The 21,203-nt window shown below is 32.4% G+C and carries 22 protein-coding genes; 5 read left to right on the top strand and 17 right to left on the bottom strand.

Going from position 1 to position 21,203, the window contains the following annotated elements:
* Window position 1 precedes the first annotated feature (1 nt).
* Both AC1RPX_RS05945 and rpsO read right to left on the bottom strand, forming a co-directional pair.
* Window positions 2-1,051 (bottom strand): aspartate-semialdehyde dehydrogenase, encoded by a 1,050-nt coding sequence (locus AC1RPX_RS05945; protein ID WP_481761710.1) that lies wholly within the window; start codon window positions 1,049-1,051, stop codon window positions 2-4.
* Between the two features lie 147 nt (window positions 1,052-1,198).
* A complete protein-coding gene (rpsO, locus tag AC1RPX_RS05940; RefSeq protein WP_409022405.1) occupies window positions 1,199-1,468 on the bottom strand; it encodes a 30S ribosomal protein S15 in 270 nt (89 codons plus the stop codon).
* A 281-nt stretch (window positions 1,469-1,749) separates the two neighbouring features.
* On the opposite strand from rpsO, the gene rpsT reads away from it, so the two are divergent.
* Window positions 1,750-2,004 carry a 30S ribosomal protein S20 gene (rpsT, locus tag AC1RPX_RS05935; protein WP_409022404.1) on the top strand — a complete coding sequence of 85 codons (255 nt, stop codon included), beginning with the start codon at window positions 1,750-1,752 and terminating at the stop codon, window positions 2,002-2,004.
* A 51-nt stretch (window positions 2,005-2,055) separates the two neighbouring features.
* Here rpsT and holA read toward each other — a convergent pair whose 3' ends face one another.
* From holA to AC1RPX_RS05880, 11 genes are all read right to left on the bottom strand, one after another.
* Complete coding sequence (gene holA / locus AC1RPX_RS05930; protein ID WP_481761709.1) at window positions 2,056-3,081, bottom strand: DNA polymerase III subunit delta; 1,026 nt, start codon at window positions 3,079-3,081, stop codon at window positions 2,056-2,058.
* 5 nt (window positions 3,082-3,086) lie between these two features.
* Entirely contained in the window at window positions 3,087-5,105 is a 2,019-nt protein-coding gene (locus tag AC1RPX_RS05925; protein WP_481761708.1) for a DNA internalization-related competence protein ComEC/Rec2, read from the bottom strand.
* 251 nt (window positions 5,106-5,356) lie between these two features.
* Entirely contained in the window at window positions 5,357-5,836 is a 480-nt protein-coding gene (locus AC1RPX_RS05920) for a ComE operon protein 2 (RefSeq protein WP_409022402.1), read from the bottom strand.
* A gap of 59 nt (window positions 5,837-5,895) precedes the next feature.
* On the bottom strand, window positions 5,896-6,450 hold the full coding sequence (locus AC1RPX_RS05915) for a helix-hairpin-helix domain-containing protein (RefSeq protein WP_481762189.1): 555 nt from the start codon (window positions 6,448-6,450) through the stop codon (window positions 5,896-5,898).
* A 241-nt stretch (window positions 6,451-6,691) separates the two neighbouring features.
* Entirely contained in the window at window positions 6,692-7,189 is a 498-nt protein-coding gene (gene coaD, locus AC1RPX_RS05910; protein WP_481761706.1) for a pantetheine-phosphate adenylyltransferase, read from the bottom strand.
* Window position 7,190: 1 nt separating this feature from the next.
* The gene (gene rsmD / locus AC1RPX_RS05905) at window positions 7,191-7,742 is read right to left on the bottom strand and encodes a 16S rRNA (guanine(966)-N(2))-methyltransferase RsmD (protein ID WP_481761705.1); all 552 of its coding nucleotides are present in this window, start codon (window positions 7,740-7,742) and stop codon (window positions 7,191-7,193) included.
* 5 nt (window positions 7,743-7,747) lie between these two features.
* Complete coding sequence (locus AC1RPX_RS05900; RefSeq protein ID WP_481761704.1) at window positions 7,748-8,074, bottom strand: YlbG family protein; 327 nt, start codon at window positions 8,072-8,074, stop codon at window positions 7,748-7,750.
* 18 nt (window positions 8,075-8,092) lie between these two features.
* Complete coding sequence (locus AC1RPX_RS05895) at window positions 8,093-9,271, bottom strand: FtsW/RodA/SpoVE family cell cycle protein (protein WP_481761703.1); 1,179 nt, start codon at window positions 9,269-9,271, stop codon at window positions 8,093-8,095.
* 397 nt (window positions 9,272-9,668) lie between these two features.
* The gene (typA, locus tag AC1RPX_RS05890) at window positions 9,669-11,516 is read right to left on the bottom strand and encodes a translational GTPase TypA (RefSeq protein ID WP_481761702.1); all 1,848 of its coding nucleotides are present in this window, start codon (window positions 11,514-11,516) and stop codon (window positions 9,669-9,671) included.
* 165 nt (window positions 11,517-11,681) lie between these two features.
* Window positions 11,682-12,455 (bottom strand): inositol monophosphatase family protein, encoded by a 774-nt coding sequence (locus AC1RPX_RS05885; protein ID WP_481761701.1) that lies wholly within the window; start codon window positions 12,453-12,455, stop codon window positions 11,682-11,684.
* A gap of 12 nt (window positions 12,456-12,467) precedes the next feature.
* Window positions 12,468-12,746 carry a UPF0223 family protein gene (locus AC1RPX_RS05880; RefSeq protein ID WP_481761700.1) on the bottom strand — a complete coding sequence of 93 codons (279 nt, stop codon included), beginning with the start codon at window positions 12,744-12,746 and terminating at the stop codon, window positions 12,468-12,470.
* Between the two features lie 238 nt (window positions 12,747-12,984).
* Between AC1RPX_RS05880 and def the strand changes: the two genes are divergently transcribed.
* Window positions 12,985-13,533 carry a peptide deformylase gene (def, locus tag AC1RPX_RS05875; protein WP_409022787.1) on the top strand — a complete coding sequence of 183 codons (549 nt, stop codon included), beginning with the start codon at window positions 12,985-12,987 and terminating at the stop codon, window positions 13,531-13,533.
* A 75-nt stretch (window positions 13,534-13,608) separates the two neighbouring features.
* On the opposite strand, the gene AC1RPX_RS05870 is transcribed toward def, so the two are convergent.
* Window positions 13,609-14,088 carry a hypothetical protein gene (locus AC1RPX_RS05870; protein ID WP_409022393.1) on the bottom strand — a complete coding sequence of 160 codons (480 nt, stop codon included), beginning with the start codon at window positions 14,086-14,088 and terminating at the stop codon, window positions 13,609-13,611.
* A gap of 229 nt (window positions 14,089-14,317) precedes the next feature.
* Here AC1RPX_RS05870 and AC1RPX_RS05865 point away from each other — a divergent pair, with 229 nt between their 5' ends.
* From AC1RPX_RS05865 to AC1RPX_RS05855, 3 genes are all read left to right on the top strand, one after another.
* Window positions 14,318-14,536: a DNA-directed RNA polymerase subunit epsilon gene (locus AC1RPX_RS05865; RefSeq protein ID WP_409022392.1), complete on the top strand. Its 219-nt coding sequence runs from the start codon at window positions 14,318-14,320 to the stop codon at window positions 14,534-14,536.
* The gene (gene rnjA, locus AC1RPX_RS05860) at window positions 14,533-16,209 is read left to right on the top strand and encodes a ribonuclease J1 (protein WP_409022391.1); all 1,677 of its coding nucleotides are present in this window, start codon (window positions 14,533-14,535) and stop codon (window positions 16,207-16,209) included. Before AC1RPX_RS05865 ends, rnjA begins: the two co-directional genes overlap by 4 nt.
* Before the next feature lie 118 nt (window positions 16,210-16,327).
* On the top strand, window positions 16,328-17,275 hold the full coding sequence (locus AC1RPX_RS05855) for a diacylglycerol/lipid kinase family protein (RefSeq protein WP_481761699.1): 948 nt from the start codon (window positions 16,328-16,330) through the stop codon (window positions 17,273-17,275).
* 42 nt (window positions 17,276-17,317) lie between these two features.
* On the opposite strand, the gene recD2 is transcribed toward AC1RPX_RS05855, so the two are convergent.
* The 3 genes from recD2 to AC1RPX_RS05840 are packed head-to-tail and all read right to left on the bottom strand — an operon-like array spanning window position 17,318 to window position 21,118.
* The gene (gene recD2 / locus AC1RPX_RS05850) at window positions 17,318-19,777 is read right to left on the bottom strand and encodes an SF1B family DNA helicase RecD2 (protein WP_481761698.1); all 2,460 of its coding nucleotides are present in this window, start codon (window positions 19,775-19,777) and stop codon (window positions 17,318-17,320) included.
* Between the two features lie 15 nt (window positions 19,778-19,792).
* Complete coding sequence (locus AC1RPX_RS05845) at window positions 19,793-20,452, bottom strand: tetratricopeptide repeat protein (RefSeq protein ID WP_481761697.1); 660 nt, start codon at window positions 20,450-20,452, stop codon at window positions 19,793-19,795.
* Window positions 20,453-20,461: 9 nt separating this feature from the next.
* Window positions 20,462-21,118 carry a histidine phosphatase family protein gene (locus tag AC1RPX_RS05840; protein WP_481761696.1) on the bottom strand — a complete coding sequence of 219 codons (657 nt, stop codon included), beginning with the start codon at window positions 21,116-21,118 and terminating at the stop codon, window positions 20,462-20,464.
* Window positions 21,119-21,203 lie beyond the last annotated feature (85 nt).

The following is a 21,203-nucleotide window of genomic DNA, read 5'->3' as shown; positions in this document are numbered from 1 at the left end:
TTTACTTTGGAACTCTTAATAAATCTAATTCATGCAATTTTTCAGCAATTTGAACTGAATTCCATGCAGCACCTTTTAACAAATTATCCGAAACGACCCATAATTGGAAGGCATTATCCTGTTCTAAATCAGCTCTAACACGACCAACAAATGTATCTTTCTTACCAGTGGCATTAATTGCTTGTGGATATATCTGTTGTTCCGGATTATCTTGTAAAACCACACCGGGTGCATCTGCAAGAATATTTTGAATTTGTTTAACAGAAGCATCATGACTTTCAACTTCAAACCAAACAGATTCCGAATGGCTAACAACAACTGGTACACGTACACATGTTGCAGTAACTTGAATATCTTGATTAGACATTATTTTCTTCGTTTCATGAATCATTTTCCATTCTTCATGTGTATAACCTGTGTCTTCAAAAACATCAATTTGTGGTAGTGGATTAAATGCAATTGGATAATGCTTTTTATCACCAGAAGCTGGTAAAATCTTTGCTTCCATCTCTTCGCCATCAAGATAAGCTTGTGTTTCATCTTTTAATTCTTGAATAGCTAAGTTTCCAGCACCACTAACAGCTTGCATTGTTGTAACAACAACCTTCTTTAAACCGTAATTTTTACGAATTGGTTCTAGTGCAACTACCATTTGGATAGTTGAACAATTTGGGTTAGCAATTAGTCCTTTGTGTTCATAAAGTGCCTGTTCATTAACTTCAGGAACTACTAGTGGGACATCAGGATCCATTCTAAACGCACTAGTGTTGTCTACAACAACTGCACCACGTTTAATTGCTTCAGGTGCAAACTTTTTAGATACACTACCGCCAGCAGAAAATAGAGCCAAATCAACATTCTCAAAAGAATCAGATGTTGTTTCTTCTACGATAACATCCTGACCTTTAAATTTTAATACTTGTCCTGCAGAACGTTTAGATGCCAAATATTTAATACTATTGATGGGTAAACTTGTTTCTTCTAGCATTTGAATCATTCGTGTTCCAACAGCGCCTGTAGCACCGACAACCGCAACTCTATATCCGTCCATTGAAAAAAACCTTCTTTTTCTTTATTTGAATCTCAATTATACCATAAAATTTATGAACGTTTTACATTTAACTCACTTATAGTAGACATATCTTAAATTTTAAAAATAAAAAAAGCAAAACTCTTATTAAGAGTTTTGCTTTTAGTTTTAACGACGAAGACCTAAGCGTTGGATCAATTCACGGTAACGTTGAATATCTTTGTTACGTAAATATGCTAAAAGGTTACGACGATGTCCGATTTTCTTCATCAAACCACGTTGTGAAGCGAAATCTTTTTTATGAACGCCGATATGTGCATTCAATTCAACGATATCTGCAGTAAGTACAGCGATTTGTACTTCAGCAGAACCTGTATCGCCTTCTTGACGAGCATATTCGTTCATAATTTCTGTTTTCTTTTCATTTGTAATTGCCATTAGTGTTTCCCACCTTTCTGAATCTAAATGCCTAAAACCGAGTAAGTCGTCGGTGAGACGTCAACAAACTAAGTTAAAGGTTACTTGGAACAAATCTAACCTTACTAAAATTTAGAGTATATTGCAAGTTTTTTATAACTTCTCTTATCTAATTATTACTATCAAGTAAAAATCCTTTACAAGTTTTCATTGCATTAACTAATTTGGTTAGGTATAATAATGGTTGTTGAAATATTTGTTGAGAACCAATAAGGTGATCATGATAAGTGGAGGTGACTTAAATGCCAATTATTCAATCTGCAATTAAACGTGTAAAAACGAATGAAAAAGCAAACGTTAAAAATGCTGCTCAATTAAGCACAATGCGTACTGCTGTAAAGAAGTTTGAACAAGCTAAGACTGCTGGTGCCGATAATGTAGATGCTTTATACAAAGCTGCTATTACTGCAATCGACAAAGCACATTCTAAAGGTTTGATCAAAGAAAACAAAGCTGCTCGTGATAAGTCTCGTATGGCTGCTCGTTACGCTAAATAAGTTTTCAGAAAAATACCCAGTAGATTAATAATCTACTGGGTATTTTTTATTTTATACATCTATACGATTAATTTGAAGCATAAATAATGAGAATAATCCTTCTTGATCTTGTTGTGTCGTCTTCATTGCTTTTTCTAAATCAATTAACGCTAAATAAATTTTCCTCAAATCACTTCTATTAAATTTCTTTATCTTTTGAAGTGCCAACTTAATTCGATAAGGATGCACTTTTAAAACACTAGCTAAATCTCCTTGTGAGTAACCTTTATCTTGCAAAATTTTCACTTGTAATAATAATCTAAATTGTCCCAATAATATTGCATTTATCTTAATTGGCTCTTCATTTTGTAAAATTAAATCATGATACAACGTTACTGATTTTTCAATATTATTTGAAATAACAACATCTACTAAATCAAATATATTTTGTTCTAAAGTTTTAGAAACTAAATTTTCAACAGATGATAATGTAATTCGGTGGGTTTCAAAATTATACAAAAATAACTTTGGCAATTCATTCATGATTGTTGATAATTCTGTATTGGTTCTTTCTAGAAATAATTCCAAAGCGTTTTCATCTATTTCAAATGATTTGTTAGCCATCTCTTGGGCTATAAACTGTCGCGTTGCACGCTCATTTAACGGTTGATTATCAATAACTAGACTAAATTTTTTAAGCATCTTACTAATCTTTTTACGACCATCTAATTCTTTATAAGGCGCAAATATAACTACAATACTTGTTGGTTCCGGATGAGCTAAATAAGATAAAAGACCATCAATATCGTGTTCAATTTTTCTTTTTTTAGTGTCTGACGTTAGAAAAAAAGGATTTTGAATAAAAATTAAGCGCTTATCACCAAAAAAAGGAACAGACATCGCATCATCTAATGCTTTAGCCAACGGAACCTCCTCCATATCATATTTACCTAAATTCATCGTTCTCTCTTCTTCAGGTATCAACTCAGTAAATGCTTTTTTTACATCTTCCATTAAATAAGTCTCATTACCTAAGACAAGATTTACTGGCTTCACATTTTCAAGAGATAACGTTGAAATTATTGCCTGTGAATTCATATTTATCAGCTCTTTTCATTGTTAAAAACTTCTAATTTTTCTTTATAATTTTGAAACTTGCTGATTCTTATCATACCATGCTCTGCTGTACTAACAAACGGTATTCGATATTTTTTCAAAGTATCTAATGTTTCTTGATGTGGGTGGCCATATCTATTATTCTTACCAGCAGAAATCACCGCTAACTTCGGTTTTATTTGATCAATAAATATTGGATCAGTCGCAGTTTTACTGCCATGATGACCTGTTTTAAGAATTGATATTTGTAAATTGGGATATTTTTGAATAACCTTTTTTTCACCAGCTCGGTCCAAATCGCCAGTAATAAGATAGCTATATTTCCCGATTGTTCCAAATAAAACAAGAGAATCTTCGTTTTTTCCTATACCTTGATTAAAAGGATGTAGAATCATCAATTCAGCATCCTGTTTTTTACTATTATCTGTCATAGGTATCACCATTTTAGGCGGTCGAGTAGATTCTATTTTTTTAATGAATTGTGGCAGTTGTTCCATTCCAGATGGAACAATCATTCTATCGACGTCTATTTTGGTTAATATAGACGGAAAATTACCTATATGATCTGCATCTTGATGCGTCAAATATAAATAGTCTATATGACTGATTCCTTTGCTTAATAAATAATTAGTAATAATTTTTTCACCAGAAGTTTGATACTCCTTTCTAGTTCGCCAGCTATCCATCTTAAAATGAACTTTACCGCCTGTATCTACTAATGTAATTTGCCTATTAAACGGCTTTCTTATCAATGTTGAATCCCCTTGACCAATGTCAAAAAAAACGACTTCTTGCCGAATTGGAAAATGGATCCATAGAAATACCATAACATAGAAACTAACTAATATTGCCCATCTTTTAATACACGAAGGATGTAAAAAACATGTTAAGGTGCACATGAAAAATAGCATGCACATATTTAAACTGGGTTTACCAAACGTTATCGTTAATGGTAAACGTGCTAGTTCATCAAAAAAATAAATAAACGTTTTTAATACAGTATTTATCCCATCCATAACAACCTTAAAATGAATCCCAACCATTCCTCCAAAAATTACAATTGGTAGGATTAAGAATTCAAAAATAGGAATAATAAAAATACTAAGTACAATTGATAGAACATTCCACTGATAAACGTTGAAAAAAATAAATGGCAAACTAAATAAGTTTAGCCAAATACCTGATTCAAAAGTACCTTTATTCTCCATAAAGATTAGTAGTAATGACATTAGATAGCTCAACTGACCGCCAAATGTGAACAGTACTTGTGGTTCAATCACCAATCCTATTAACAAAGCGAAACACCAAACCGTAATCCCTTGGACAGGTTTATCAATTAGTTCACAAATAAGTTGAACCATACACATAAAAATTGCACGTCGTAAACTACTAGATTCCCCTGCAATAACTAAATAGCATGGAAGTAAAAAAAGTAATCCTTTGGCTACTGTCTCACGTGGGATTAATAGTCTATTTCCTAACGTTCTTATTAACATCACAAAATAATATACATGTAAACCCGATAAACAGAATAAATGAATTAATCCTAATTGTCTTATAGAGGCTAAATCCTGATTGAATTCCTGAGTCTTATCACCAATTACCAAAGCATTCAAAAATTTATCTAACGGATTGGATAAAGAATTAAAATAACTTTTTAATTCTGCTCGTAATTCATGTAACTTACTTATCACGGATTCAAGCGATAAATTCATGACATTTTTTTCACTATTATTAACTTTTATAATAGTCATACTATTGTAAATTGATTTAGTTCGCATAAAACTTTGATAATCAAACTCGTTTTCATTTGTCGCTGATTTAATTTTTTGTAGCTTAGCATCAACGTTTATAATTTTAGTGTGTTTATTATGTTTAATCTTATTGAGTTCATTTTGTGACTTACAGTTATAAAATCCTCGAATTTTTTGTGAATTAGAAATTATTTGTCCATCAAAACTAACCAAATCACCATTGATTGAATAATCATCAGGGTAAATTTTCACATTAACATTTTGTACCTCTTTTTCAACTACAACTTGCTTCTGGCTTTCCTTCGCATTACTGTAAAAATAAATACCAAAAATTAAAATACAGACACAACAAATATAAAAAGTTATCGAACGTTTTAACGTAATAATTCGTATAAAAATAACGATAGCGAAAATAATCCAAATAGGATTGTAATTTACAACATATAAACTTGTTATTCCAATAACTAACGTCGCAAAAAATAGATCAACTGCTTCAACTGATTTTATTCTGAAAATATTTTATTCAGAACAATTTCTTCAATATAATTTTTATCAACTTTTACTTGCTCAAAAATAACATTATTTCTTTCTAATAGTGATATGGCATAATCATCATTATGATAATTACGTAAATAATATATTTTTTTCACGCCGGATTGAAGTAGCATTTTTGTACACTGTAAACAAGGAAAATCTGTCACATAAATTTCTGAATTATCTGTCGCTGAGCCAAACTTTGCACACTGTAAAACTGCATTCATTTCTGCATGAATCGTTCGTACACAATGTCCGTCTACAAGGTAGCAACCTTCATCTATACAATGTACATCCCCTGAAACAGCGCCGTTATATCCGCCTGCAATAATCCGTTTATCTCTAACAAGTATCGCACCAACAGATAATCTTTCACATGTACTTCTTAATGATAGTAATGCAGCTTGCGTCATAAAATATTGATCCCAAGGAATTCTATTATCAGGCATTTAGGTATTTCCTTCTTTCATTTTTTTATAGTATATCAAAAATAAATCTTTAAAAAAAGTTAGACCGCTAATGAGTCCTTTAGACTTTCATATGTTTTATCACCGATGCCGCCAACTTCTTTTAATTCATCCGTAGTTTTAAACGATTGATGTTCTTCTCTATATTGTAAAATTTGTTCTGCTTTTTTTGGTCCAATTCCAGTCAACCCTTGCAGTTGTTCTTTCGTTGCGGTGTTTAAATTAACCGTTGATTCATCATTCGATTTATCCTGAGTTCCTGTAGTAGACCCTGCATCCATAACAGAAGATCCTTGGGCAGTAGTAGCTGCTACTTTATTTTCTTTTACTTCCCCTTTTGCCGGAACATATATAACCATCTCATCTGTTACTTTTTGAGCTAAATTAATCTGTTTCTGATCAGCGTTAGATAAAAATCCCTCAGCTAAATCGATTACCTGACTAATTCTCATTCCTGTTTTCATTGTGTATATACCTGGTTTTTTTATATTTCCTTTGATATCCACAACGATTTTCCCACCATTTGAGGTTTCTAAATGGCTTGATATATTTTTTTCCGAGCTAGACGACGTACTAGTAATACTATTAACTAACATATCATCTGTTTTGCTACTTTTATGTTGTGTAACTATTGAAAAAATGGTCAATGCTATTACAGATACCACACAAATAATGATAATTTTTCGATATTCAATTCAAATTTTTTTTATTTGATCCATCTTATCCACCTCCCTCTTATATTTAAATACGCAAAAAAACGAATTTCATTTAAAATGAAATTCGTTTTTTTCCTTAAATCATTATCACGTATTTTAATGATGATTCATTTTATTTAAGTTAATCTTCCTTACTAATTACTTCATGACATTTTTTAATCATAGCTACTTTTATATGATTAGGTACCATATTTGAAATATCTCCATCAAATTTAAATATTTCTTTCATTAAACTTGAGGAAATATGTGCGTATTTAGGATTAGCAAGCATCAATACAGTTTCCACTGTTTCATCTAACTCTTTGTTCATCAATGCAATATCTTTTTCATATTCAAAATCCCTATTATTTCTAACACTACGAATAATTATTTTAGCATCTAATTGGTGCATTAAGTTAATCGTTAAATCTGATTCAACACTAACTACTTCTACATTTGCTAATGAAAAGGTAGCTTCACTAATCAAATCTACCTTTTCATCAGCTGTAAACAATGACTTCTTTTTAGTATTAGTCATAACTGCGACAATAACTTTATCAAAAATTTGGCTTGATCGAACAATAATATCTAAGTGTCCATTAGTTAATGGATCGAAACTTCCCGGAAAAACTGCATTCATTTTAGTTCTCCTTTTGATAAATCGTTACCTGTGTAATTCCATAATTTTGTCTCCTAAATAGCCTGAATCCAGAAATATCATCAGGTAAGTTAGCATATTGATCTGTTTCACAAATAATTAAAGCTTGATTATTTAACAACTCGCTGCTATCTATTTTTTTTATCGTATCAATTATTTCTTGGGTCTTATAAGGTGGGTCTAAAAAAACAAGATCAAATGTTTCTTTACCTTTTAATAGTCCAATTGCTTTATCGGCATCTTGCTTATAGACCGTAAACTTATCTTCTTCCTTTGTGATAGCAATATTATCATTAATTGTTTTAATTGCTTGATACTGTCTATCAATTAGAAAAGCATGCGAGATTCCTCTAGAAACAGCTTCGATACTTAACCCTCCGCTACCTGCAAATAAATCTAACGATTTACCGCCATCAAAATAAGGACCAATAATATTAAACACTGATTCCTTAACTTTATCCGTTGTAGGTCTTGTTGCCATACCCGGAACTGCTTTTAATTTTCTTCCGCCATATTCACCTGAAATTATTCTCATATACTTTACTCACTTTTATTTTTAAATTTTTCTTGATCTTCATCTGTTAATTTAAATGCTTTTTCACCCATTCGAGACCCAAAGTCCATATCAATATCAGGGCGATGCGATACTTCTGTCTTTTTAACAAATTTTAAATTTTGAATTTTCTTAATCGTCTCGGGTAGGTCTTCTTGATTCATATAAATGACAACATATTTCATTTTTTTTGAAATATATTGAATAATACCGAATCGTTTCAACTGCTTAATTTGCTTCATATGGTATAAAAACACAATGACACCTTGTCTTTTTTGTATAACTAACTTAGTCCCATTTTCTTCGTCAAGCATTTGATTATGACCCCCTTTTTATTTATTATTTAGTAATTCCTTTTTTCTTAAAGCTGATATATTTAAAACTAAGCCTACACAGAAACTCAAGATAAGCATACTTGATCCGCCATAACTAAGAAATGGAAATGTTACACCTGTTATTGGTAAAACACCTGATATACCACCAACATTAAATACAGTCTGCACTGTCATAAACGTCGCAATTCCATAACAACAAAGTGAATGGAAAGTTTCTTTACTTTTAGAACCAATAAAGATAATTCGTCCAATCATACTGAAAAGTAATATTAAAATAAAAAATACCATCAATAATCCAAGTTCTTCACCTGTAATTGCTAATATAAAATCAGTATACGGTTCTGGTAGATAGCCTCGTTTTTGGATGCTATTTCCTAGTCCTGCACCAAAAATACCACCATTACTTAATGCATAATATGAATTTACCAGCTGTTGTCCAGTTGATTGCTGATATTTAAACGGATCATTGAATCCACTAAATCTTTTAGCCATATATGCTAATGGACCACCAGAATCTGGAGAAACAGATTTTAATTTTGATAATAATATCATTAAAGTACCCATGCCACCAACAGAAATTAAAGAAGTTATTCCAATTGAATACCCACTAGCCAAAATAATGATTAATACTGCACTAAAATTAATAATAAACCCACCCACATCTGGTTCAACCAAAATTAAAATGAGTGGTAAGGCTACTGCAATCGCATAGATAAAACGACGTTTATTTCTACCCTCATAACTTAATTCTTTATTTTCACGGAATGCAACTTGTTGCGCCATAAACAAGACTAAAAAAATCTTGCTGATTTCTGCGGGCTGAATGTTAAAAGAGCCAAAGTTAATCCATCCTGCTGCACCATTAACTGTTTTACCGCTAAGTACTACGTATAAAAGTAGCAGAATGGACACTGCACCAAATAATATTATAAATCCAGAACTTTTAAAAAAATTAACCTTCATTGAATATATAAGGAAAGCAACTAGCAATCCTAAAATGGCAAAAAGCAATTGTTTTTTTAAATATGTCGTTGGATCGCCACCCGCCATTTGAACCTTATATGAACTAGCAGAATAAACCATGACCACACCAATTCCGGATAATATGATATACGGTATAAAAATAAAATAATCAAGATATTGTAATTTTTGTGTTATTCTTTTTAAAATTTGCATTTTTAATCCAACTTATTTCTTCATTTTTTCAAATTTAGTACTAAAGTGTCTATTCGAAGTTACTTCAAGATTCTTTATCTGCTTCTTTTCAGTTTTTTCTTCAAACAGAGCACACTCCAACACAAAATCTACTTCACGAGAAAAACGAACAATTAAGTATCAACTACTTCTTAAAATGTAACATAACCAAGCTAGTAAAATGTATTTCGCTGTTTCCAGATAAATTTATTTATTTTATCTACATTTTCTTGCAAAGTGACCATCACATTTTCTTTAGAAATGTTGTTTTTCATCGATTTTATTCTCTCGTGACTCCTAATAGTATACCATATTACTATTTATCATGATTAAAAAAAAGAGTTGAAAATGAACTTAATCATTTTCAACTCTTTTTAAATTAACCTTTTTTTGAATCTGTTTTATGTTGTTTTTGAGCTTTTTCACGCATATTTGTATCTAAGATACGTTTACGTAAGCGTAAATTATTTGGTGTGATTTCTAATAATTCATCCGTGTTCAAGAATTCCAATGATTCTTCAAGAGTAAGAATAGTTGGTTTCTTGATTGAGGCTGTTTGATCTTTATTAGAAGAACGAACATTACTCATAGCTTTTCCTTTAGTAATATTTACAGAAATATCACGTTCACGGCTACTTTGTCCAACAACCATTCCTTCATAAATATCAGTAGTAGGTGTTACATAAATTGTTCCACGTTCTTCAATACTCATAATTGAATATGTTGTAGCTTTTCCTGAATTAATAGAAACTAATGCGCCATTACGACGACCAGGTTCCCAGTTACGGATAACTGGTTTGTATTCAGAGAAAGTATGATTTAAGATACCGTATCCACGAGTCATTGAAAGGAATTGTGAATCATATCCAATTAAACCACGAGTAGGAGCTGAGAAAGTTAAACGAGTTTGGCCGTTATTACCGGTCTCCATGTTAATCATTTCACCCTTACGTTGAGCCATTGTATCAATAACACCACCAGAATATTCATCAGGTGTATCGATTTGGACGCTTTCAAATGGTTCTTGCATCTTGCCTTCGAATTCACGGTAGATAACTTCTGGACGTGAAACTTGAATTTCATAGTCTTCGCGACGTAAAGTTTCAATTAAGATTGATAAATGTAATTCTCCACGACCTGAAACAACCCAAGCATCTGGAGAATCTGTATCTTCAATTTTCAATGAAACATCAGTATGCAATTGTAATTTAAGACGATCTTCCATCTTTCGAGCAGTAATGTTTTTACCATCTTGTCCAACAAATGGTGAATCATTCGTTCTGAATGTCATTTGTAGTGTAGGTGGATCAATACGCATTAATGGTAATGCTTCTTGATGATCACTTGGTGTTACAGTTTCACCAACGAAGATGTCATCCATCCCTGAAACTGCAATTAAATCACCGGCTTTAGCTTCATTAATTTCAACACGATCTAAACCGAAGAAACCAAAAAGTTTTGAAACACGGAAGTTTTGAACTGAGCCGTCAAGTTTAATAACAGAAACTTGATCACCAACAGCAATTTTTCCACGGAACACACGACCAATACCAACACGACCAACATATTCATTATAATCCAACATTGAAACTTGGAATTGTAATGGTTCGTCACTGTTATCAACTGGTGCAGGAATTGTATTTATAATTGTTTCAAAAACGTCATCCATAGAATGTTTTTGAGTTTCGATATCTGGATCCATACTTGATGTACCATTGTATGCACTAGCATAAATAACAGGGAAATCAAGTTGTGCTTCATCAGCACCTAATTCAATAAACAAATCAAGAACTTCATCAACAACTTCTTGTGGACGAGCACCCATACGATCAATTTTGTTAATAACAACGATTGGTACTAATTGTTGTTCTAAAGCTTTTTTCAAAACAAAACGTGTTTGAGGCATTGTTCCTTCAAAAGCATCAACGACAAGTAAAACACCATCAACCATTTTCATGATACGTTCTACTTCACCACCGAAATCGGCATGTCCAGGTGTATCTAAAATGTTAATTTGTTTGTCGCCAACTCTAACAGCAGTATTTTTTGATAAAATTGTAATACCACGTTCTTTTTCAATATCATTTGTATCCATGGCACGGTCACTAATTTCTGAATGGCCATCCAATGTATCTGATTGTTTTAATAATTCATTAACTAATGTCGTCTTACCGTGATCGACATGGGCGATAATCGCAATGTTACGAATGTCATCTCTTGTTTTCAAGTTTGTTCTTCCTTTCGTTGGAGCCTTAATATTTTTACGAATAATAACTACAGTTCACTATTATAGCAGACAATTAACACACTTACTAAAAGTTTTCATACTTTTTCATAAATAAATCGCATAAAAAAACTGCGACTTGTTAGTCACAGCCACAACGCGATTCTACTAAAAACTATTTAGTAGTTTTAAAATGTCCTCTTGTGCGTTTTCCGTTGCTATTAATACATCTGCTGATTGTAACATATCGAGCTCTAACCCGTCAATTGTTTTCACGGTGATACCAAGAGTTTCCGCCAATATTTTACCGGCTGCAAAATCCCATGGTTTTAAGTGAGAAACATAACCAATTTCTTGTCCACGTAATATGTGAACAAACTCAATACCGGCACTTCCATAAACCCTAGCACCTGAACTATGTTGAACAATTGATTGTAAATGCTTATAGTCCATCATTAACATAGGTGAGCTACAACCTAGCAAGCCATCCTTAAGTGCTATATTTTCAGGCTTTTCAAGTTTTTTATCGTTGGCAAAGACGCCCCTATCTGGCCCACCAGAATATAAAACATTATTCATTACATCCATAATGAATCCCAATTTTCCAATACCGTTTTCATAAATACCAATCATAATCGCGAAATGATCTTTCTGTTTGACAAAATTCATTGTGCCATCAATTGGATCAACAATCCAAACAGTACCATCTAAATTTGTTACATCATCCCCAAAACCTTCTTCACCTAAAATTTTGGCTTTCGGATCAAAGGTACGAATTTTGTTTACTAAAAATTTTTCAGTCTGTTTATCCATATTAGTTACAAGATCAACTCGACTACTTTTTGTTTCAACAGACAATGGATTTCCAAATGCATGAATAATATTTTCACGTGCCTCTGTCAGCCAACTTTTAACCTGATAATTAACCTCATCAATATTCAAATCATAACCTCCCTATTGGTTAATTTTAATAACGTCCCTTGTACTCTCTCTTGCAAATTTCATTGTACGATAAATACTAAAACCTGATTCATCTTCGTACGATCTGCCTATTTGTTTTTCCTCCATTTTGGAAGGAACAATTTTTTTAAACTCACGATAATTATAAAGCAATTCTTCTCGATCAATACCTGTAGAATTTGCTAATTCTATTGCTTTATAGAATTCACTGACAGAGATAATTTCTTCAGTAGTCCAATGTGCTTCTAATGGGTAATCAATTTTATTATTCATAATTTAGTGTGTTAAACTCCCTTTATTTTTACTTTATTTAATTATTGAATTAATTTTCAACTAATACTTTCAATATACTTGAAAGTAATTACTATGTTTCATTTTACAGCAATCCATTAAAAACTAAAAGAAATGAAACATAACTATTAATTTTCAAATGGCCTACAGATATGATTATTTTATGCTACAATGTACCGTAGAATATTAATTTGGAGGTACTATTTTGATTAAAATAACAATGAAAAATATCATTCGTGAAGGTAATCCAATTTTACGAAATCGTTCAAGCGAAATGACTTTTCCGCTTTCAGATGATGATAAACAACTCGCACATGATTTAATGGAATTTTTAGAGAATAGTCAAAATGAAGAAATAGCTGAAAAATATCATCTACGCGCAGGTGTTGGCTTAGCAGCTCCGCAATTAGCAATTTCTAAACGAATGACTGCTGTCTTAATCCCTGGCCCAGAAGGTGAAGAGCCCACACTTAAACAAGTGTTAATTAATCCTACTATTTTAAGTCAGTCAGTTCAAGTTGCTGCACTTTCAGAAGGTGAAGGTTGCTTATCAGTTGATAGAGATGTCCCTGGATATGTGCCAAGAGCTGATCGGATTACACTTCGTTACTTTGATATCGAAGGTACACAACATAAAATCCGCTTGAAAAATTATGAAGCAATTGTAGTCCAACATGAAATTGATCATTTAAATGGTATATTATTCTTTGATCATATTAATACTGACAAACCATTTGCTATACCGAACGATGCTATTATGCTTGAATAAATAACTAAAGAGTTTCTCCAATAATTAATTTATTGAAGAAACTCTTTTTATTTCACTTTAAACATACTGTTTGAACTATACCTTTTTTAAATCTTTAGTATACATAATTGTCTCAACATTAACCAAATGTGCTACCTCTAAATGTAAAATACCGTCTAAATACCAAAGATCTGTTACTTCAAATGCCGATTTTGCTTCGACACTTTTTTTAACCAGGTTCATCATTTCAAATTCTTCAAATAAATTGAAAAAAATGTTTCTTATTTTCCCGATATTCTCTTCTGAAGGAGACTTCATCTGAAATTGATACTCAAATACCATGACCCTCTTACCCCAAACCTTTGAAACAATTTCTGTAACCCTTAGTATTTCAGAATTAATACCATATTCATTACCATGTAGTCTATTTAAAGCAAATTCAACCGCATTATCTGTAATAAGTTTGCTTTTATTTTTAAGAATAGTAATCTGTCTATTTCTTTTCAGACGGTTATAATTTAAAATTATGATGATCATTAAAACCACTACAGTCACTATTTTAACTACCAACCACATTTATAAAACACCACTCTTCCTTATACGATAACTTTTCATAATTATAACATGTCTGTTAAATTTTATCCTTTATAAGTCTATTCAAATCGGTCTATTCTATACTTAAATAATAATATATGATAAAATATAAATTATATGTTGTGCAGACAACCCCCAGTTCGGTTTCTAATTTCCATTTCAAATCATTTTAACCAAAATGATATCAATTTAATTTAAAGGAGTTTTACAAATGATTTTTAAAGTTTATTATCAAGAAACACAAGATAGAAATCCACAAAGAGAAGAAACAAAATCACTTTTCCTTGAAGCAAGTTCTGAAATTGAAGCTCAAAGTATTGTTGGTCACCAAACAACACATAACATTGAATTCATTGAAACATTATCAGATAAAGCTTTAGCATATGAAAAGGAAAACCCTACATTTAAAATGACGGAGTTTTCTGAATGAAAAAGATAAATGTTAAAAATAACGAGACTGGTGTTTTTGCAGTCGGCGGATTAGGTGAAATTGGTAAAAATATGTACGGCATCCAGTTTCAAGATGAAATTATCGTCGTCGATGCAGGAATCAAGTTTCCGGAAGATGAGTTATTAGGAATTGATTACGTTATTCCTGATTTTCAATACTTAGTTGCCAATCAACAAAAAATTAAAGCATTAGTTATCACCCATGGTCATGAAGATCATATTGGTGGTATTCCCTATTTATTAAAACAAATTAATGTCCCAATTTATGCTGGACCATTGGCTTCAGCATTAATCAAAGGAAAATTAGAAGAACACGGGTTACTTGCCACAACAGAAATGCATGAAATTGAAGAAGATACTGTTCTTAAATTCAGAAAAACGAGTGTGTCGTTCTTTAGAACAACTCATTCAATTCCTGATACTTTAGGTGTCGCAATCAAAACGCCATCTGGTAACATTGTAGTCACTGGGGACTACAAATTTGATCTAACACCTGTTACTAATCAGCCGCCCAACCTTCAAAGAATGGCTCAACTTGGTGCTGATGGTGTACTTTGTCTACTATCTGATAGTACAAATGCAGAAATTCCTAATTTTACAAAATCAGAAAGATTCGTTGGTAAATCAATTCGACGAATTTTTGAAAAAGGTGAAGGCCGCATTATCTTTGCTACTTTTGCTTCAAATATTTCCCGAGTACAACAAGCTGCTGAAGCTGCTGTTGCCAAAGGCCGTAAAATCGCTGTCTTTGGACGTAGTATGGAGGCAGCAATTGTTAACGGACGTGAATTAGGATACTTAAATATTCCAGATGATGCCTTAATTGATGCACGTGATATTAATTCATTACCCGCAAATGAAATTTTAATTTTATGTACGGGATCACAAGGTGAACCAATGGCAGCTCTTAGCCGTATCGCTAATGGGACTCATCGTCAGGTTTCTATTCAACCTGGTGATACTGTTGTTTTCTCAAGTTCTCCAATTCCTGGTAACACAATCAGTGTAAACCACGTTATTAATGAACTTTCAGAAGCTGGAGCAACTGTTGTCCATGGTAAAGTAAATAATATTCATACTTCTGGTCATGGTGGCCAAGAAGAACAAAAATTAATGCTCAGTTTGATGAAACCTAAGTATTTCGTCCCTGTCCATGGTGAATATAGAATGCTTAAAATTCATACTGGATTAGCTGAACAAATTGGCGTTCCAAGAGAGAATAGCTTTATTATGGAAAATGGTGATGTCTTAGCTCTAACTAGTGATTCTGCTCGAATTGCTGGTCATTTTGAAGCTGATGATATTTATGTCGATGGTTCAGGAATTGGTGATATCGGTAGCGCTGTCCTAAATGATCGACAAGTCCTTTCTGAAGAAGGCCTTGTTGTTGTCGTTGCAACGATTGACATGAAAAAACATGAAATTCAAGCAGGACCAGATTTATTATCTCGTGGATTTGTCTATATGCGCGAATCAGGAGAATTAATTAATCAAGGTCGTCGTCGCTTATTCCGTGTCATGAGTCGCTTATTAAAAAATGATAAAATTACAGAAGCCATGATTAATGATGCAATCGTTGATGACTTACAAAAATTCTTATATGAACAAACTGAACGTAAACCAATGATTTTACCAATGTTAGTTATCGTTTAACAAAAATAGCTCAATATTCTAATTAGAATATTGAGCTATTTTTATATAATCAAAATTTATCTTTAAATCCTTTTAAATTTTAGTTATAATTATTAGTATTAATTAAGGAGGGAAGTTCATGAATCAATATTTCATTATCGTTAATGAGTCTGCTGGAAGTGGTCGTGCTAAACAAATTTGGCAATCTATTGAAAAAAAATTAATTTCTCAAAATGTCTATTTTAAGGCCCATCTGACAGACTATATTGGTCATGCTTCCCTTCTAACGGAAAATTACGCCAGACATTATCACCCCATCGAAACAGACAATAATCAAATTATACTAGTTATTGGCGGCGACGGTACTTTAAATGAATGTATCAATGGTGTTAAAAATGCGAACACATTTGATATCCCAATTGCCTATATTCCTGCAGGATCAGGAAATGATTTTGCTCGAGGTGTCGGTATCCCCAAATCTCCACTTGTAGCTCTTGAACAAGTATTAAACACAACTTCACCTAAACTATTAAACTTAGGTGTCATGCACGAATTATCACGGCATGAAAAAAAATACTTTATAAATAATGTTGGCGTAGGTTTCGATGCGCAAATAGTAAGTATCGCAAATCAATCAAGTTCAAAGAAACTATTGAATAAACTTCATCTAGGATCGCTTACTTACTTAAGCGCCCTATTAGGAACTTTATCAAGACAAGCTGCATTTCCCATAACTGTCCGGGTGAATGGCCATCAAGAATTTTATCAAAATGCCTTTCTTGTAACAACATCAAATCATCCCTACTTTGGTGGCGGTGTTCCAATTTTACCAATGGCAGATCCGACAAAAAATAATTTAGACTTAATTATCATTGAAAAACCTAGTGCACTAAAATTAATCTATCTAGCCATTTTACTGAAATCTGGTAAACATATTAACCAAAAAGGTGTTCACCATTTTACATCAGATAAAATTAAACTTTCCGTTGACTCTTTAGAGTACGGTCAAATGGATGGTGAAGACCTAGGAACCCGTTTCTTTGAAATTGAGTATAGCGTCTTATCATACCCATTTTGGATTAACTAAAAAGCCTATATATCTCATTTAATTGAGATATATAGGCTTTTTCTATGGTCGGCTATTCTCCATTCCAATCATTGGATCAATTGAACCATCCATAATATTGTCGTTAGTTAAAATAAATTTTTCAATTAAAGTTGGAACAGGCGGAGCTATTTTAATAGATTTTTTAGCTAGTTGGCTCTCTTTAATCGAATCATCAACTTTTTTAATATCACCATCAAAAATCTGTTCAATTCGTAATAATAACGTTGTTTTTCTATTGGCTGATTCATTCTCAACACATTCTTCAAATGATTTTTCTTCGCCAAGCAAAATCAATAACTGGCTAGCACGGGTAATTGCGGTATACAGTAAATTACGTTTAAGCATTCGCTTATACTGCGAAACCATTGGCAAAATAACCATTTTAAACTCACTACCTTGAGACTTATGAATAGATGTGCAATATGCCAAAGTTATTTTTTGCCATTCATTTCGCCTGTAAGTCACTTCTGTTTGATCAAAAGCAATAACTAGTTCGTCTACCTTATCTTCGCTATCTTTGGCCAATGTAATTCCTACAATCTTACCTATATCTCCATTAAAAACATTATTTTCAGGACTATTAACAAGATGTAACACCTTGTCACCAATTCTAAATTTTTGATCTCTAAAAAGTACTTCTTTTTGTCTACTATTTTCAAGTGGATTCATAATATTTTGTAACATTTCATTTAAACGATTAATTCCCGCCGCACCTCGATACATTGGTGCCAGAACTTGAATATCACTTGAAGTGAACCCTTTATTCTTAGCTCGTTCAACAACCTGTTTAATAATTGATTCAACTTGAAATTCACGACTCGCGAAAAATGAACGATCCTTTTGATTCTGTGTAAAATCAGCAGGTAATTCACCTTTTTTTATTGAATGTGCGAGTGAAATTATTGATGACCCATCACCTTGACGATAGATATCCGTTAATTCTTTTCGCTCAAGATAGTCACTTTTCAATAAATCATAAAATGTTTGCCCAGGACCAACAGAAGGCAATTGATCTTTATCACCTACAAAAATGACTTTCATATCTGTAGGTATTGCATTCATTAATGTATTCAATAAATACGTATCAACCATCGACATTTCATCGATAATTAATAAGCCACCTTCTAAATCTTTCGTTTCAACATCATTATTCGATTCTCTTCCAGTTAGTCCTAAGAGTCTATGGATTGTACTGGCAGGTAATCCAGTCGTTTCAGTCATTCTTTTTGCTGCTCGCCCAGTAGGTGCAGCTAAAAGAATAGGAAATGTTTGTCCTTCTCCATAACTACTAAGATCGAGCGAAAAGTCATTTAATTCCGCAAATAACTCCACGATACCATTAATAACGGTTGTTTTACCCGTTCCTGGGCCACCTGTTAATAAAAATATCTGTGAATTCATAGCCGCCCTAATGGCATTAATCTGTGACTCACCATAATTCATATCAAGTTTTTTTTCAATCTTACGAATTGCTTTATCAATATCTTTTTCTGCTAACTTACCTTTTTCTTGCCCCGATGAAAGTAATCTTTTTAAATGTTCAGCAATTTGGTATTCTGCATGATACAGATTTTTTAAATAAATACGCTGTTCATCACCGACAACGAGTCCTGATTTAGCTAAATTAATGAGTTCTTTTGAGATTGCCTCAGGGTTTATTCTGACTCTTCGACTACTCTCTAATAATCGTAAAGATGCTTCCAACAACGGCTCTGCAGTCGCATAGGTATCGCCATCTTGTTGACATAAATCATTGATACTTTGCAAAATACCTGCTTGTATTCGACCTGAAGAATCAGCTGCAAATCCTAATTCTCCAGCAATTTGATCTGCCTTTTTAAAGCCAATATTTTCAATATCATTTACTAGTTGATATGGATTTTCTTGAATAATTTCAAGGGTTTTTTCTTTATAAGTTTGATAAATAGTTGCGGCTAATTGACTACCAAATCCAAAACCATTTAATCCAATAATAATTTGTTCCATCCCATTATTTACTCGAACAGTCTCTAATATTGTTGTTTTCTGCTTGTTTGATAATTCTAATGAATCAAGTACAGTATCATCTGCTAATATTTTATCAATTGTTTTCGTTCCTAACTTTTCAACAATTGATTCCGCAGTCTTTTTCCCAATCCCTTTAAATTCTGAGCCAGATAGATAGGTAATAAGCCCCATTTTTGAAGTAGGTGTTTCATTTTGATAATTACTCGTTTGAAATTGTTTCCCATATTTGGGATGCTCAACTTGTTGACCATAGAAGCGGTACGTAGATTCCTCTTTAATGTCAGCAAAATTACCAGTAACAACAACCTCATCTTCAGGCCATTCCAAATTACTTTCAATACTGTGAATTAGAATCACTTTATAAAAACTATCTTGGCTTTGAAAAAATATGGTTGCAACCTTACCAACCAAGTAAGCTTGTGTTTCATCACTTTGAGGATCATCATTAAATAAATTTAGTTTCTGAACAACCATTATTTCACATCCTCTTTATTTATCACGTAATTTTATAAACGATTCTATTTCACTTAATCTTTGTTTTTGTGCCTCAAAATAGGCCTGATTGGCTATTTTTGAACGATCAAAATAAGTATTGAATTCAATTCCTAAAACCATATTAGCTAAGCCTCGTTGAAAATTAGCCTTTGCATTATTTTCATCTATTTTAAGAACTAAGTCATAATATTTACCAGCATTTTCAAACTGACCCAATGCTAAGAAAATATCGCCAATTAATTCGTTGGCGTCCATATTTTTAGGATTTATTTCTTGAGCCGTAATCGCAAATACTAATGCTTGTTGATACAGCTCTTGAGCCATATATGATTGTGCTAACATTAAAAAAGCTGTTTCTTTCAACTTTTGATTAGTTACTTTTTGAAATGATTGAATTGCTTCAGAATACAGTTCTGCCTCGTAAAACACGTTACCAAGACCATATTGTAATAAATCAACTTGTTCATTTTTCTCATCAAAATATCCAATAGCTTTTTTATACAGTTCTTCCGCCTGAGGGTAGTCTTTTACTTTTGTTAAATAACTACCTAATTCATAATAAGCCGTTTGATTATTAGGTTCTTTTTCAACCTTTTCAACTAATTGATGAATAATATGTTTTGATTCTGCTTCTTTTTCTTCTCTCTTACCCATTATTACTCCTTAAACGACATCACTTTCATCGCGTATTCTATCCAAATAACTAGTATCATTCCATTTAACTAATTTAAATTCGGTTCCATTTTGTGTTTCCAAAATAGTCGTACTAGTATTCGATAAGCCACCTTGTTTACGGAAGTCTTTCAGCGGTACTCCTAATAAATCGTGAATCAAGGCACCAAGCGCCGCACCATGACTAACAATGATAATATTTGCATCTATTTTATTTTGGTCAACAATTTTTTTAATTGTTGGAACCATCCGCTTTAATAAAGCTTGAAATGTTTCGCCATTAATATTTTTAGGATCATATTTATCGGGATGATTACGGAAGGCATCGAGTTCCTCAGGATACTGAACAGCCACATCTGTAAACTTCATGCCTTCCATTTTCCCTAAATGAAATTCTTCTAAGTTATCATTCAAAATAACATCCAAATTTTGGTTTAGGCCTGTATTAATTAAATTTGCTGTGTCCTTTGCACGCTTAATAGGACTTGAATAAATAGCATCAAATTTTATTGATTTAAGTGCTTTGATTAATTGTTGTATTTCTATGTAACTTTGTTCAAGTAAGGGTGAATCTCCATTCGCACCTTGGTATCGTCCCTCAAGATTCCATTCTGTTTTGCCATGTCGAATAAAATATATATTAGTCATCAGTCAATAAGACCCCTTCGTTTTTTCATCTCTATTATATTATGCCACAAATATAAAAAGGCACAAACAAAATATTTGTTTGTGC

Source organism: Dellaglioa sp. CoH-56-MRSF-14 (assembly GCF_056782115.1).
The sequence above is the reverse complement of the archived record's forward strand: the minus strand, read 5'-3'. Positions and strand labels throughout refer to the sequence as shown.

Bases quoted from the DNA above. Each gene is read 5' to 3' on its own strand.
- AC1RPX_RS05945 (WP_481761710.1), bottom strand. From the start codon at position 1,051: ATGGACGGATATAGAGTTGCGGTTGTCGGTGCTACAGGCGCTGTTGGA.
- rpsO (WP_409022405.1), bottom strand. From the start codon at position 1,468: ATGGCAATTACAAATGAAAAGAAAACAGAAATTATGAACGAATATGCT.
- rpsT (WP_409022404.1), top strand. From the start codon at position 1,750: ATGCCAATTATTCAATCTGCAATTAAACGTGTAAAAACGAATGAAAAA.
- holA (WP_481761709.1), bottom strand. From the start codon at position 3,081: ATGAATTCACAGGCAATAATTTCAACGTTATCTCTTGAAAATGTGAAG.
- AC1RPX_RS05920 (WP_409022402.1), bottom strand. From the start codon at position 5,836: ATGCCTGATAATAGAATTCCTTGGGATCAATATTTTATGACGCAAGCT.
- AC1RPX_RS05915 (WP_481762189.1), bottom strand. From the start codon at position 6,450: ATGTTAGTTAATAGTATTACTAGTACGTCGTCTAGCTCGGAAAAAAAT.
- coaD (WP_481761706.1), bottom strand. From the start codon at position 7,189: ATGAATGCAGTTTTTCCGGGAAGTTTCGATCCATTAACTAATGGACAC.
- rsmD (WP_481761705.1), bottom strand. From the start codon at position 7,742: ATGAGAATAATTTCAGGTGAATATGGCGGAAGAAAATTAAAAGCAGTT.
- AC1RPX_RS05900 (WP_481761704.1), bottom strand. From the start codon at position 8,074: ATGCTTGACGAAGAAAATGGGACTAAGTTAGTTATACAAAAAAGACAA.
- AC1RPX_RS05895 (WP_481761703.1), bottom strand. From the start codon at position 9,271: ATGCAAATTTTAAAAAGAATAACACAAAAATTACAATATCTTGATTAT.
- AC1RPX_RS05880 (WP_481761700.1), bottom strand. From the start codon at position 12,746: ATGAATAATAAAATTGATTACCCATTAGAAGCACATTGGACTACTGAA.
- def (WP_409022787.1), top strand. From the start codon at position 12,985: ATGAAAAATATCATTCGTGAAGGTAATCCAATTTTACGAAATCGTTCA.
- AC1RPX_RS05870 (WP_409022393.1), bottom strand. From the start codon at position 14,088: ATGTGGTTGGTAGTTAAAATAGTGACTGTAGTGGTTTTAATGATCATC.
- AC1RPX_RS05865 (WP_409022392.1), top strand. From the start codon at position 14,318: ATGATTTTTAAAGTTTATTATCAAGAAACACAAGATAGAAATCCACAA.
- rnjA (WP_409022391.1), top strand. From the start codon at position 14,533: ATGAAAAAGATAAATGTTAAAAATAACGAGACTGGTGTTTTTGCAGTC.
- AC1RPX_RS05855 (WP_481761699.1), top strand. From the start codon at position 16,328: ATGAATCAATATTTCATTATCGTTAATGAGTCTGCTGGAAGTGGTCGT.
- recD2 (WP_481761698.1), bottom strand. From the start codon at position 19,777: ATGGTTGTTCAGAAACTAAATTTATTTAATGATGATCCTCAAAGTGAT.
- AC1RPX_RS05845 (WP_481761697.1), bottom strand. From the start codon at position 20,452: ATGGGTAAGAGAGAAGAAAAAGAAGCAGAATCAAAACATATTATTCAT.
- AC1RPX_RS05840 (WP_481761696.1), bottom strand. From the start codon at position 21,118: ATGACTAATATATATTTTATTCGACATGGCAAAACAGAATGGAATCTT.